Genomic DNA, 14,073 nt, shown 5'->3' with positions numbered 1-14,073 from the left:
ACTTGCGTCAATTTTCAAAACTTTTTAGTTTTAACTAGGAAATTATGTAGGGAAATGCTAGTCTATTAAAAGAATATATTTCACATATATTAAGTTGAGGATAGTAAGCCTCAAATATAATGAAATAGGAGCATACTCATGTACAAATTAATTAAACCTTTCTTATTCAAAATCGAACCCGAAAAAGCACACGGACTAACTATCGATGCATTAAAAACGTTACAAAAATTTCCGGTTTTATTCCCAGTCGTCGATAAACTATTTACTTATAAGAATCCAACGTTATCACAAACGATACAAGGTAATACGTACGACAATCCAATTGGCTTAGCAGCTGGTTTCGACAAATCTTGCGAAGTACCAAAAGCATTGGAACACCTTGGATTCGGTGCTTTAGAATTAGGTGGTATCACACCTAAACCTCAACCGGGTAACCCTCAACCACGTATGTTTAGATTATTAGAAGATGACGCCTTGATAAATCGAATGGGCTTCAATAATATTGGTATGAACAAAGCACTCAGTCATTTGCGTAAAAATGCTTATCAAGTACCTGTTGGTATCAATGTTGGTGTGAATAAAATGACACCTTATGAAGCGCGTTATCAAGATTATATAAAGGTTATTGATACGTTTAAACACGACGTTTCATTTTTCACAGTCAACATCAGTTCTCCAAATACTGAAAATCTTCAAAACTTCCATGATAAAGATGAATTTTCAATGTTATGCCAAGCTTTAACAGCATTTAAAAAACAACATGATGTAACAGTGCCAATTTATTTAAAACTAACGTCTGATATGGATTTCGATGGCTTAAAAGCACTATTACCAGCGATTACTGAGACATTTGACGGTATCATCTTAGCAAACACAACGCGACAACGAGATGGTTTAACTTCTGCTAATAAAGTCGAAGAAGGCGGTTTGAGTGGTCGTCCATTATTTGAACGTAATTTAAAATTGATTAAGTATGCTTATCAGCAAACAAATGGCGAATTTTTAATTATAGGTACAGGCGGCGTATTCAGTACTGAAGATGCAATCAAAATGATGCGTCACGGTGCGTCACTTATTCAAATTTATTCATCACTTGTTATTGAAGGCCCAGGTTTAACTAAGAAAATGAACAAAGGCATCGCACGTTACTTAAAAGATCATCATTTTGACAATGTCAGTGATATTATAGGACTAGATGCCTAATCCAACATAGTCAAATAATACTTTAAAACTTGCTGAATCGTCTTATTAAAATTATGATATAACTCAAGAAGATATATTTATCACCATTTTTCAAAATAATGGCTTAAATATCACATATCATTAAATATAGCGTTTTATAACGGAGGCGTTTGTTATGACTAAAGAAACAGATAATAAAAAAACAGTAGCGACTTCTGACAACAAAGACACACAGCAACAAAATCAACCTGAAGAAGATGAACGTCAAGGTTTGAATGGTTATCGTAAAACAGATCTTGATTTAGAAATCGAGCAAGAGCTACGTGAAATGATGAAAACAGGAGAAAATGAAACGAAAAATGACTACAAAAAGTTTAAAGTGTTTTCACTTATTTCAACACTTGTCATTGTCATTTTAGCAATTATAAGATTTGTTCATAAAATGATGTAATTAGAGTGAGACATTGTTTTATGTCTCAGAATCCAGTTATTCATTATAGCTACAATATTTACGATTATATAAATAACCCGAGATTTTAGTATGATTTATTTCACTAAAATCTCGGGTTTCTATTTGATAATTTTTAATAGGGCATGGCTTGTATTTGCGCCTGCCTTTTATCTCATTTCCAATGATTAATCTGGATATTGTTCTAAAAATGCTTTCGCTTCTTTATTAACTGTTTTAAAATCAATACCTTGTTGCATCGCTGCAAAGACACATCCACAATAACACTGCCTAAAGATATTATAGTCATTACACATTTCTATGGAACGCTCATAACCTTTACTTTTCTTAAAATCACTTGGCAAATAGTTCACATCGTATATTTTTTGGACATCCATACCAAGTTCATTGATTAATTGTGCGTTCTTTTTAGGTGATAACGTGATTGCACTGCCAAAATAATCATAGCCATGTTCTGCAGCTGCTTTCGCTACAATATCCAAACGCATTTCAAAACAAGCGGTACAACGTAAGCCGCCTTCTTTTTCATCAGCTAATTCTTTATCCTTCACCATTTTCACAAACTTATGCGGTTCATAAGGTGCTTCAATATACTTCACATTCGCACCAGTCTTGCGATTAAAATCTTCCACAAATTGTTCTTGCACTTTAGCACGTCGTAAATATTCATTTTTCGGATGAATATTTGAATTCGCGAAATAAATTGCAATGTCTGCATATTGTGTTAAAAACTCTAATGTATATGTACTACAAGGTGCACAACAACTATGCAATAAGATTTTAGGTCTGATTGCTTCTCTTTCCCACTGCCCGATTAATTTCTTCAACACCTTGTCATAATTAATTTTTTGATTTTTCATTTTACTGATAATAGGTTCAGCATTAATCATGATTTAACCTCCCACATTTAATCATTAACTTCTATTATATATGATTCATATTAAATGTCAGTCAAAAAAGTTAGAAATTCATTTTAATGCATTTATATTTCGAAAGTCCCTTATGTATCTAAAAGCATTTTTTAAACTTGAATTTTAAAACACTAAACAACACATACGTCTCTGTGTCATTTTCATTTTTTGTATGTCATATATATGTTTACTTCATTTAAATCAATTTCATCTTACAATTTATCGTGTATTTTACAAAAGATTGACTTCAATTCATCGTAAAAGTTATACTTTTGCCATTTTTTAATGTAACATGGTGTTAGTAATAAAAATAATACATTGAGGTGTTTTACATGACAGCATTATTCCCTTATATCGCTTTTGAAAATTCAAAAGAAGCCCTTGCATATTACGAAGAAGTATTTGGTGCAACTGACGTTAAACGTTTAGAAGTTGGCGAAGAACAAGCGTCACATTTTGGTATGACTAAGGAAGAAGCGCAAGAAGCAACTATGCATGCTGAATTTGAAGTGCTTGGCGTAAAAGTGCTATGTTCTGATTCTTTTGGTCGCGCTGACAAAATTAATAATGGCATATCATTATTAATTGATTATGATGTTAACAATAAGGAAGATGCTGATAAAGTTGAAGCATTCTATGAGAAAATTAAAGATCATTCTTCAATTGAAATAGAATTACCGTTTGCTGACCAATTCTGGGGTGGCAAAATGGGCGTCTTTACCGATAAATACGGTGTTCGTTGGATGTTACATGGTCAAGACTATACTGCAATCCAACAATAATGTTATTGATAAAGATATCATTTAATAAGCTTATGTTATTTAGCAAGGCAAGCCACTCTCGATTCATGGCTTGCCTTATTTTATTGTATATTTTTAATTATCGTTGCTGGCCCTTGATTGACAATCGTATTAAAATGCATTATTAAGTCAACTTTGTCTATACGGTTTGGATCTTCTACCCAATGTCTTATCAAAGACAATCCCGCACCTGAAACATAACTCATGAAATAAGAAAATGGTATACCATTAATTTGATCATTTTCATTTTTATAACGTTGTAAATGACACATAATTAAGTCATATAGTTTTTCGTGTATATTTGAATCTTTACCCATACGAAACATCAATTGATAAAATGCGATGTCTTTTTCTATCATATCTATTAAAACAGTCATAATTTGATGTATGTTATCCGTGGATAACTTAACTGCTCCATTTAACTTCTCATCATGAATGAAGTCTCTTATTTCCTCCAACTGCTGGTCCTCTAATTTTTCAAGCAAATCATATTTATCATAATAATGCGTATAAAATGTACTACGGTTAACATCAGCTAAATCTGCAATTTGTTGCACAGTAATCTCTTCTAATTGGTGTTGATGTAAAAGTTCAATAAATGCATTTCTCATTGCAACTTGTGATTTTCTAATACGTCGATCTATAGTCATTTATATCAAGTCCTCCCCAATGATTATAAACAATTATAAACGTTATGTTCATTATCCCACAAATCTCCAACATTGATGATTGGCACACAATGTTTACCTGTTTAATATAGGTGATACAAACAAACAGAAAAAGGTGATAACAATGAACCAACATTTACTAGGAAATCCAAAATTAACTGTAACTCATGTCAATGAAGTTAAAGCCGGTATTAACCACATCGTTGTCGACAGTGTTCAATATGGAAATCAAGAAATGATTATGGAAAAAGATGTCACTGTGGAAATGCGCGATGGCGAAAAATTATATATTAATATTTTCAGACCAAATAAAGATGGCAAATTCCCTGTAGTTATGTCTGCAGATACTTACGGTAAAGATAATAAGCCTAAAATCACAAATATGGGTGCCCTTTGGCCAACATTAGGTGCCATTCCGACATCTAGTTTTACACCTGAAGAATCACCAGACCCAGGATTTTGGGTGCCAAATGATTATGTTGTAGTTAAAGTTGCATTACGCGGTAGTGACAAATCCAAAGGCGTCTTATCTCCATGGTCAAAAAGAGAAGCGGAAGATTATTACGAAATGATTGAATGGGCAGCAAAACAGCCATGGAGTAATGGAAATATCGGAACAAATGGTGTTTCTTATCTTGCGGTGACTCAATGGTGGGTCGCATCATTAAATCCACCACATTTAAAAGCAATGATTCCTTGGGAAGGATTAAATGATATGTATAGAGAAGTAGCCTTTCACGGAGGTATACCGGATACTGGCTTTTATCGTTTCTGGATACAAGGTATTTTTGCGAGATGGACAGATAATCCAAATATCGAAGACATGATTCAAGCACAACAAGAACACCCTTTGTTCGATGATTTTTGGAAACAGCGTCAAGTGCCATTATCACAAATTAAAACACCTCTACTAACATGTGCTAGTTGGTCTACACAAGGTTTGCACAACCGTGGCTCTTTTGAAGGATTTAAACAAGCTGCATCTGAAGAAAAATGGCTATATGTGCATGGACGTAAAGAGTGGGAAAGTTACTACGCTAGAGAAAATCTCGAACGCCAAAAATCATTCTTTGATTTTTACCTTAAAGAAGAAAATAACGATTGGAAAGATACGCCTCATGTCATTTATGAAGTTAGAGATCAATTTTATAAAGGCGAATTCAAATCAGCGTCAGCGTTCCCTTTACCTAACACAGAATATACACCATTGTATTTGAATGCTGAAAATCACACATTGAATCATGCAAAGATTAGTAGCGCGCATGTCGCACAATATGACTCTGAAGATAAACGACAAGATGTAAGTTTTAAATATACGTTTGACAAAGATACTGAGTTAGTTGGAAACATGAACTTAAAACTATGGGTAAGCACTAAAGACTCAGACGATATGGATTTATTTGCAGGTATTAAAAAGTTAGATCGTCGTGGTAATGAAGTTAACTTCCCTGATTTTAATCATATTGAAAATGGTCAAGTAGCTACCGGTTGGTTACGCGTATCACATCGTGAATTAGATCAAGAAAAATCCACAATTGCGCAACCTTGGCATAAACATGAAACAGAATTAAAGTTGTCACAAGATGAGATTGTACCTGTTGAAATCGAATTGTTACCTTCAGGCACGCTATTTAAACAAGGCGAAACATTGGAAGTTGTTGTAAAAGGTAGTGAAATTGTAATTGGTAATAGTACCCCTGGCATGAAAACGCGTTATGAACATGAAGAAACCGTAAATAAAGGCATGCACATGATTTATACTGGTGGTAAATATGATTCACAATTAATCATTCCTATCGTTAATTGATATGCAGCAATTACGGTCGCTTTTGATTAAAAGTGACATAGTGATAGAACTGTATAACAAGAGCAGGCCACACGCTTGGAATCTTAAACCAAGGTGTGGCCCTTTTTATTATTGATGGCTATTTAATTTTATAAATCTTGTCACTAAACTTACTACAAGCAATATTAAACCAATAAATAAAACCATAATTGCTGTATTACTTTCGTTATTTACTCCTGTTTTTGGTAATTCTTTCAATTGTTGCTTATGTACTGACTTGCTCTTGCTATCCAAATGAATACTTTGTTGTTTAGCCATTTGTTTATTACTTTTTGTGTGAATATCATTTGCTTTAATACTTGGATTTACAGCACTATTATTCGATGTTCCATTTGCGTTTTTCAACTGATTAATAACATTTGGATCTTTCGTGCCATCCATTAAATTATCTGGATGTTTTAGTAAATGTCTGCAGTCGGATACTATTTTAGAATCTTTTGCCTTTACCGCATTATTCGGCACCTCATTATCATCTTTCAACTGCTTGATAACATCTGGATCTTTCGTGCCATCTATTAAATTATCAAGTTTTTTCACACGTGCTATGTCACTAACTGGCCCTGGATAATTTGCATCCGGTTGTCTAACTGGTATTAAATTGCTGTTTTCATTCACACCTTCAGGTTTGTTATTTTCGGCGTTCGCATTATCCGTAAAAATCAACACTGATAAAATTGCAACAAATAAACTTATAACTTTTTTCATCATATCCACCTTCTTCAGACCATCATTCTATTTAGTATAATTTTATTATATAATTGCTATCAATTCAATATTTTCACTTCACGAAACTAAACAACATGTCATTAACTTATCTCGTTAAGTTAAGAATTCTATTTTCTACCAAATAAATTCTGAATACTGTTTTAGATAATCAATTCGCAAAACTATTTCTTTATAAATATGTCCATCATTTAACACTGATAAAATTGCAACGATAATACCTTTACTTCTATTACGCTAACCCAATTGGCATAAAAATAAAAACCCCTAATGGATAACTACATTGTTATCTACTAGAGGTTTCTAACTTATACTATTTTATAACACTATCGTATTTTCTTTTTCATGAATCATTTCAATAATGACATTGTCTTCATTCATTACTGCTACTTTAGGTGCATGGTTTTTAATTTCTTCTTCATTCAACTGTGCATAAGTCATGATTATGACTACATCGCCTACTTCAACAAGTCTTGACGCTGCACCGTTTAAACAAATTTTACCACTACCTCTTTCACCAGCTATTACGTATGTTTCAAAACGTGCACCATTATTATTATTCACGATGGCTACTTTTTCATTTGGCAAGATGTCTACCGCTTCCAATATATCTGAATCAATCGTAATGCTACCTACATAATTTAAATTTGACTCAGTCACTCTTGCTCTATGAATTTTAGCATTCATCATTGTTCTTATCACTTTATTCAGCTCCAATTATTATATTATCTATTAAACGCGCTTTTGAAAATTTAACAGCTAACGAGATAAATATGCGTCCAGTTATTTCGTGTTGTTCTACTAATTGAGGATAACTATAAACAGCAACTTCTTCAATGCGTCCACTTATATGTGATTCAAGATATTCAGTAACCCTGTCTATAATTACTTTACTTTGACGTTCACCGTCTTGATACAACGCTTGTGCTAATAGCAAACTTTTACTTAAATGTACCGCTTCTTGTCGTTCTTGCTCCGTTAAATAAACATTTCTTGAACTTTTCGCCAAACCATCTGCTTCTCGAACGATATCAATACCAATAATTTCAACGGCATGATTGAAGTCTTTTACCATTTGCTCGACAATAGCCAATTGCTGGGCATCTTTTTTACCAAAATAAGCATAATCCGGCATAACAATATTAAATAGCTTATTAACTACTGTTACCACCCCATCAAAATGCCCTGGACGCTTCGCTCCTTCTAACACATCAGCTAATGGACCTACTTTGACATCAATACCTAATTCACCTGGATACATATCTTCTACTGCAGGATGAAAAACAATGTCCGCCCCTACTTCTGATACTAATTCTAAATCTTTATCAATTTGTCTCGGATAAGCATCGAAATCTTCGTTTGGACCAAATTGTAATGGATTAACAAATACACTCACAACTGTAATATCATTTGTACTAACTGATTCGCGTACCATCGTTAAATGTCCATCATGTAAGGCACCCATTGTTGGGATAAAACCAATCGTTGTTCCTGAGCGTTTGGCTGCTTTAACAATGTGTTGCATCTCTTTTACCGTAGTAATCAGCTTAGTCATTGTTATTAACCTCATTCATAATTTTCTTTTTATACGTATATTCTTCTGATGGAAATGCACCAGATTTAACTTCTTGATCGTATTGTTTTAAACCGTCCACACCAACACTAAAATCAGCAAATTGCTTCACAAATTTCGCTTTATGTTCAACACCATAATTTAACATATCGTGATAAACCAATACTTGACCATCTGTACCTTTTCCTGCACCAATACCAATGACTGGAATTGTTAAGTGCTTGCTAATTTCTTCTGCTAAATCATTTGGAATTGCTTCAAGTACTAACGCTACTGCACCAGCTTGTTCTACATTTTTCGCATCTAAAATAAGTTGCTCCGCTGCTTCTTTCGTTGCACCTTGTAATTTATACCCCATAACGCCAACACTTTGAGGTGTTAATCCTAAATGTGCAACAACAGGAATACCAATTGCCGTTGCTTTTTCAATAAATGGTGTAATATGCGCTCCTTCTGCTTTAATTGCATTTGCATTCGTCTCCTGATAAAGCTTTAGAGCATGATTTAAGTCTTGTGTCATAGAGATGCCTACTGCACCAATCGGCATATCAACAACTACAAATGTATTTGGTGCGCCTCTTCTTACTGCACGACCGTGATGAATCATATCTGCTAACGTCACTTGTACGGTACTTTCATAACCTAATACAGTCATACCAAGTGAATCCCCAACAAGAATCATATCAATACCCGCTGCTTCCACTTGTTTAGCACTTGGAAAATCATAAGCTGTTACCATAGAAATTTTAGTTTGCTTTTGTTTCATATCTATTAATTGACTTACTGTTTTCAATGTTATTCAACCTCTTTTTGCAGTATTATTAGAAATAGTATAATGAATCTTTTATAGAAAGGAAAGAAGAAGATGTTATCAGTTGCGATTATCGGCCCAGGCGCTGTCGGTACAACTATTGCCTATGAATTACAACAATCATTGCCTCATACAACGCTTATCGGGAGACACGCCAAAACAATAACATATTATACTGTACCACATGCACCTGCACAAGATATTGTTGTGAAAGGTTATGAAGATGTCACAAACACATTTGATGTTATTATTATTGCAGTCAAAACACATCAACTTGATGCAGTTATTCCTCATTTAACTCATCTTGCACATGAGGACACGCTCATCATTTTAGCCCAAAATGGTTATGGTCAACTCGAACATATTTCATTTAAAAACGTATGCCAAGCAGTTGTCTATATAAGTGGTCAAAAGAAAGGCGATGTTGTTACGCACTTCAGAGATTATCAATTACGTATACAAGATAATGCATTAACACGACAATTTAGAGATTTGGTCCAAGACAGTCAAATCGACATTGTATTAGAAGCAAATATTCAACAAGCTATTTGGTATAAATTGTTAGTTAACTTGGGCATTAATTCTATCACAGCACTCGGGAGACAGACAGTTGCAATCATGCATAATCCTGAAATACGTACACTGTGTAGACAGCTATTACTAGATGGTTGTCGTGTTGCACAGGCAGAGGGGTTAAACTTTTCAGAACAAACTGTCGATACTATTATGACTATATATCAAGGTTATCCCGACGAAATGGGAACGAGCATGTATTACGACATTGTGCATCAGCAACCTCTTGAAGTCGAAGCAATTCAAGGCTTTATTTATCGACGTGCACGTGAACACAATCTTGACACCCCATATCTTGATACTATTTATAGCTTTTTACGCGCGTATCAACAAAATATGTAAGCTCATATATAATATAAAAAGACCTTAACGATGCATTTAGAACCACCTGTTCCTTATATCGCTAAGGTCTTTTAATTATATTAGACTATTCAGCTTCTCTAATTTCTTCTGCCACATCTTTATAGTCTATTTTCGCTTTAACAAACGTCTCGTTATTTACCGGGAAATGTTGTTGGAATGTTTCAAAGTTTTGTATCTCAACGACAACGTCATCCACTTCAAAGTCAAGAACATGTCCACCATAAGCTCTTTCATCATCCGCAAAATGTATATGAAAACCAGCAGATCCTACGCCATGAAATAATTCTGGTGTAAAAAATCCAACAATGGCACCACGAATATCTTGTCTTTTTTCCTCAGGTTGTCTGCGTGCTGAATCAATCAAACGTGTATATGGCGGTTGCTGAGCAGGCATCATTCGTACATGCATATGTTTAAATGTGCCATAAATTTTAACAGCCGAAAATAAATTCTCACTTAACATTTCATTTTTAATTTGTGCGAATACATCATCTTGTGATAATTGTTGCAATGGAAATGTCTTACTCGCTTTAAAATTAGTAATCGATGCATACGGTACTTTCTCATCGCCTTTTAATTCTATAAATTCTTTATGCTCGTTAGCATGATATGCCTTTCCGTCTAAAAATATTACTTCGCCATCAGACCCTGTTAACGTTGCAATCCCTAAATTCCCATGTTCTAACAATTCATTAATTGTAGCTGTGCCTTCTAGTAAGCCAGCCATTAACGTACCTAATGTACCATGTTGATACAAGACATTCGTCATTCCAAAACCATCTCCCTATAGTTATTCCTCGTTGTCATGCTCTACTTCGTGATTAATGCAGAACTACTTTCCTTTATACTCAATGACGCCTCAACATTTTTATTCATGTCACTAAATTTTCACGAGTCATAATACTTTATTCAATTATTATTTTACGCAAAAGTATTGCCTCTATCAATGCTTGCTAAAAAAATGGACCTATCAGTGCCACGTGTTACTGCAACACTAATAGATCCTCTTACCATTAATATATTTCTAATTAATACTTAAAATAGGCTTAGTCTTCTAATAAATATTTAATTGAATCAAATGTATCTTCTAATGTTTTAACAGATTTATCGAACAACGCTTGTTCTTCGGCACTTAATGGCATTTCATAAATTTTAACTGCGCCATGTTGGTTAACTAATGTTGGTACACCTAGGTAAACGCCTTTGTGACCACCATATTGACCATCTAATTGTATAGAAACATTTAAGACATTATTTTCATTATTTAAAATGGCTTTTGAAATGCGCATCAATGCTAATGCAATACCATAGTATGTTGACCCTTTAGCTTGGATAATTTCATAAGCAGCGTCACGTGTATTCACATAAATTTCTTCCGCTTTAGCTTCGCTACCAGTTTGTTCTTTTAATGTGTCATATACTGAAATACCTGCTACATTTGCTTGTGACCAAACTGCAAGTTCAGTATCACCATGCTCACCAATAATACTAGCGTCAACACTTGAAGGTGCAACACCAAGTTCTTGGCTAATTAAATATTGTAAACGTGCACTGTCCAATACAGTACCTGAACCGATAACACGCTCTGCTGGTAATCCAGTATATTCTTTTACAAATCTTGTTAAAATGTCTACAGGGTTTGCCGCGATTAAGAAATATCCATCAAAGCCACTATCCATAACACTCTTAACGATGCTCTTCATAATCTTAGTATTTTTTTCAACTAATTGTAAACGTGTTTCACCTGGCTTTTGAGGTGCACCAGCTGTAATAACAACTAAATCTGCATCTTTACAGTCTTCGTATTCACCTGCTTTCACATCAACTGGTGAAGGACTGTGGACTGTACCATGGTTTAAATCTTGAACATCTGCTTTTACTTTGTCTTTTGCAATGTCAATAATTACAAATTCATCAGCAACACCTTGCGTAACCATTGCAAAGGCATAGCTTGATCCTACAGATCCATCTCCGATTAATACAACCTTTTTACCAAATGTTTTCATAATTATGTCTCCTAACCTAATTGAATTTATTTTACACGTGACTACACGTAAAAATATCTATACTGAAATTAAAGATTAACAATTTTATTTTATTATAATATTATGCTACCAAATTACAAACATAAAACTGAGATGTAAGCGGAGTCAAATTACACTCTAACGCCAATAAATATTGATATCTCAAGCTTTAGCACGTAATTTGAAATTTGTGACAATTTTTAGCATTCTAAAATTGCGTAATGACGCTATTTAAAGGCTTTAACAAACTATTGAGCTTTCTATTTTTTTCATTTTAAAAAGGATGGCTATTCGACTTAAATGACTTACTATATAACCTCCTATTTTCCGCCTTACCCTCATCATATTTGATGCATCTTTTTATAGTCAAAGGATTACATTTCATACAAACTAGCCAATCAGACATAAACATGAAATTGATTTTAAAAATATAATGTGCAAAATTGTTAGAAAATTAGCAAAAAATAGTACTTATTCATTTAATATCTGTTATAATCAGTTTTATCATTTAAAAAATCTATGGATGTTATCAAGACAAGTCATTAATACGTAACATAAAGTTGTGATTTTTCAGAATTTTTAGACAAAATATTGATTATTTGTGCTATGATATAACATATTAAAAAACACCGTATAGAATTGTTTATGAATGTTTGGGAGGAAAGTTTATGGGAAGTTTTTTCAATAAAATAGCACGAAAAGAGGATCCGGCTATCTATCAAAATAAAGATGGTCATTTAAAGCGTACACTTCGGGTGCGTGATTTCTTAGCTTTAGGTGTAGGAACAATTGTATCGACATCTATCTTTACGCTACCTGGCATTGTTGCTGCAGAACATGCAGGACCGGCCGTTGCGTTATCATTCTTACTCGCTGCTATTGTTGCTGGTTTAGTTGCATTTACTTATGCAGAAATGGCTGCCGCTATGCCATTTGCAGGTTCAGCCTATTCTTGGGTCAATGTATTATTTGGTGAATTTTTTGGATGGGTTGCCGGTTGGGCTCTATTAGCTGAATATTTTATCGCCGTAGCCTTTGTTGCATCAGGATTCTCAGCGAATTTACGCGGACTTGTGAAACCAATTGGCATCGAATTACCTGCAGCATTATCAAATCCATTTGGTACGAATGGCGGTTTTATCGATATTATTGCTGCTATCGTTATTTTATTAACTGCATTATTACTATCACGTGGTATGTCAGAAGCAGCACGTATGGAAAACATTTTAGTTATTTTAAAAGTATTAGCTATTATTTTATTTGTAATCGTAGGTTTAACAGCAATAAATGTTAGTAACTATGTACCATTTATTCCAGAACACAAAGTAACTGCTACAGGTGACTTTGGTGGTTGGCAAGGCATATATGCTGGTGTTTCAATGATTTTCTTAGCGTATATCGGTTTCGATTCTATCGCAGCAAACTCAGCAGAAGCACTTGACCCTCAAAAGACAATGCCTAGAGGTATTCTTGGTTCTTTAAGTGTTGCTATCGTATTATTTATTGCTGTAGCACTTGTGTTAGTTGGTATGTTCCATTACTCACAATACGCAAACAATGCTGAACCTGTTGGTTGGGCTTTACGTCAAAGTGGTCATGGTGTTGTAGCAGCTATTGTTCAAGCTATCTCTGTTATCGGTATGTTTACAGCATTAATTGGTATGATGTTAGCAGGCTCACGTTTACTTTATTCATTTGGACGTGACGGCTTATTACCTTCATGGTTAAGCCATTTAAACGACAAACATTTACCTAATCGCGCACTAGTTATACTTACTATTATTGGTGTTTTAATTGGTTCTATGTTCCCATTCGCATTTTTAGCACAATTAATTTCAGCCGGTACACTTGTTGCATTTATGTTCGTTTCATTAGCAATGTATCGTTTGAGAAAGCGTGAAGGTAAAGATCTACCAATTCCTGCATTTAAATTACCTTTATATCCTGTGTTACCAGCAGTTACATTTGTTTTAGTATTGCTAGTATTCTGGGGATTAGGATTCGAAGCGAAATTATACACTTTAATTTGGTTTATTGTTGGTATCATTCTATATTTAAGTTATGGACTTAGACATTCTAAGAAAAATGACGTAGCTGAATACCACCCACCAAAATAAAAATCAAAAAAAT

At 34.0% G+C, this 14,073-nt stretch carries 14 protein-coding genes and 1 pseudogene; 6 read left to right on the top strand and 9 right to left on the bottom strand.

The window, feature by feature from the left end; genetic code table 11:
* The first annotated feature begins 138 nt into the window (after positions 1–138).
* Together JQN76_RS04410 and JQN76_RS04405 are read left to right on the top strand one after the other, a co-directional pair.
* Positions 139–1,203, top strand: coding sequence for a quinone-dependent dihydroorotate dehydrogenase (locus tag JQN76_RS04410; RefSeq protein ID WP_000277415.1), 1,065 nt, complete (start codon positions 139–141; stop codon positions 1,201–1,203).
* Between the two features lie 154 nt (positions 1,204–1,357).
* Positions 1,358–1,633, top strand: coding sequence for a hypothetical protein (locus JQN76_RS04405; protein ID WP_000159837.1), 276 nt, complete (start codon positions 1,358–1,360; stop codon positions 1,631–1,633).
* A gap of 185 nt (positions 1,634–1,818) precedes the next feature.
* Here JQN76_RS04405 and JQN76_RS04400 read toward each other — a convergent pair whose 3' ends face one another.
* Positions 1,819–2,541, bottom strand: a complete 723-nt coding sequence (locus JQN76_RS04400) for an epoxyqueuosine reductase QueH (RefSeq protein ID WP_000606207.1) — start codon at positions 2,539–2,541, stop codon at positions 1,819–1,821.
* 353 nt (positions 2,542–2,894) lie between these two features.
* Here JQN76_RS04400 and JQN76_RS04395 point away from each other — a divergent pair, with 353 nt between their 5' ends.
* Positions 2,895–3,344 carry a VOC family protein gene (locus JQN76_RS04395; protein WP_000125705.1) on the top strand — a complete coding sequence of 150 codons (450 nt, stop codon included), beginning with the start codon at positions 2,895–2,897 and terminating at the stop codon, positions 3,342–3,344.
* A gap of 80 nt (positions 3,345–3,424) precedes the next feature.
* On the opposite strand, the gene JQN76_RS04390 is transcribed toward JQN76_RS04395, so the two are convergent.
* Together JQN76_RS04390 and JQN76_RS04385 are read right to left on the bottom strand one after the other, a co-directional pair.
* On the bottom strand, positions 3,425–4,012 hold the full coding sequence (locus JQN76_RS04390) for a TetR/AcrR family transcriptional regulator (RefSeq protein WP_000151110.1): 588 nt from the start codon (positions 4,010–4,012) through the stop codon (positions 3,425–3,427).
* A pseudogene (locus JQN76_RS04385) lies at positions 3,990–4,098 on the bottom strand (hypothetical protein). The gene JQN76_RS04390 and the pseudogene JQN76_RS04385 overlap by 23 nt, the downstream one beginning before the upstream one ends.
* Positions 4,099–4,154: 56 nt before the next feature.
* On the opposite strand from JQN76_RS04385, the gene JQN76_RS04380 reads away from it, so the two are divergent.
* Positions 4,155–5,837, top strand: coding sequence for a CocE/NonD family hydrolase (locus tag JQN76_RS04380; protein WP_001071572.1), 1,683 nt, complete (start codon positions 4,155–4,157; stop codon positions 5,835–5,837).
* A 108-nt stretch (positions 5,838–5,945) separates the two neighbouring features.
* Here JQN76_RS04380 and sasK read toward each other — a convergent pair whose 3' ends face one another.
* From sasK to panB, 4 genes are all read right to left on the bottom strand, one after another.
* Positions 5,946–6,581, bottom strand: coding sequence for an LPXTG-anchored surface protein SasK (gene sasK / locus JQN76_RS04375; protein ID WP_000755987.1), 636 nt, complete (start codon positions 6,579–6,581; stop codon positions 5,946–5,948).
* 336 nt (positions 6,582–6,917) lie between these two features.
* Entirely contained in the window at positions 6,918–7,301 is a 384-nt protein-coding gene (panD, locus tag JQN76_RS04370; RefSeq protein ID WP_000621532.1) for an aspartate 1-decarboxylase, read from the bottom strand.
* Position 7,302: 1 nt separating this feature from the next.
* Complete coding sequence (gene panC / locus JQN76_RS04365) at positions 7,303–8,154, bottom strand: pantoate--beta-alanine ligase (protein ID WP_000163742.1); 852 nt, start codon at positions 8,152–8,154, stop codon at positions 7,303–7,305.
* Positions 8,147–8,965, bottom strand: a complete 819-nt coding sequence (panB, locus tag JQN76_RS04360; RefSeq protein ID WP_000860047.1) for a 3-methyl-2-oxobutanoate hydroxymethyltransferase — start codon at positions 8,963–8,965, stop codon at positions 8,147–8,149. Before panB ends, panC begins: the two co-directional genes overlap by 8 nt.
* Positions 8,966–9,037: 72 nt before the next feature.
* Here panB and JQN76_RS04355 point away from each other — a divergent pair, with 72 nt between their 5' ends.
* Entirely contained in the window at positions 9,038–9,898 is an 861-nt protein-coding gene (locus tag JQN76_RS04355; RefSeq protein ID WP_000953569.1) for an oxidoreductase, read from the top strand.
* Positions 9,899–9,983: 85 nt separating this feature from the next.
* On the opposite strand, the gene budA is transcribed toward JQN76_RS04355, so the two are convergent.
* Entirely contained in the window at positions 9,984–10,688 is a 705-nt protein-coding gene (budA, locus tag JQN76_RS04350; protein ID WP_000186117.1) for an acetolactate decarboxylase, read from the bottom strand.
* Positions 10,689–10,965: 277 nt separating this feature from the next.
* A complete protein-coding gene (locus JQN76_RS04345; RefSeq protein ID WP_000846637.1) occupies positions 10,966–11,925 on the bottom strand; it encodes an L-lactate dehydrogenase in 960 nt (319 codons plus the stop codon).
* Positions 11,926–12,611: 686 nt separating this feature from the next.
* Here JQN76_RS04345 and JQN76_RS04340 point away from each other — a divergent pair.
* On the top strand, positions 12,612–14,060 hold the full coding sequence (locus tag JQN76_RS04340) for an APC family permease (RefSeq protein WP_000534428.1): 1,449 nt from the start codon (positions 12,612–12,614) through the stop codon (positions 14,058–14,060).
* Positions 14,061–14,073 lie beyond the last annotated feature (13 nt).

The sequence above is a fragment of the Staphylococcus sp. SM3655 genome, from assembly GCF_016917315.1.
GTDB lineage: Bacteria > Bacillota > Bacilli > Staphylococcales > Staphylococcaceae > Staphylococcus > Staphylococcus aureus.
Note: the sequence above shows the minus strand (reverse complement) of the source record. Positions and strands in the feature narration are given on the sequence as shown.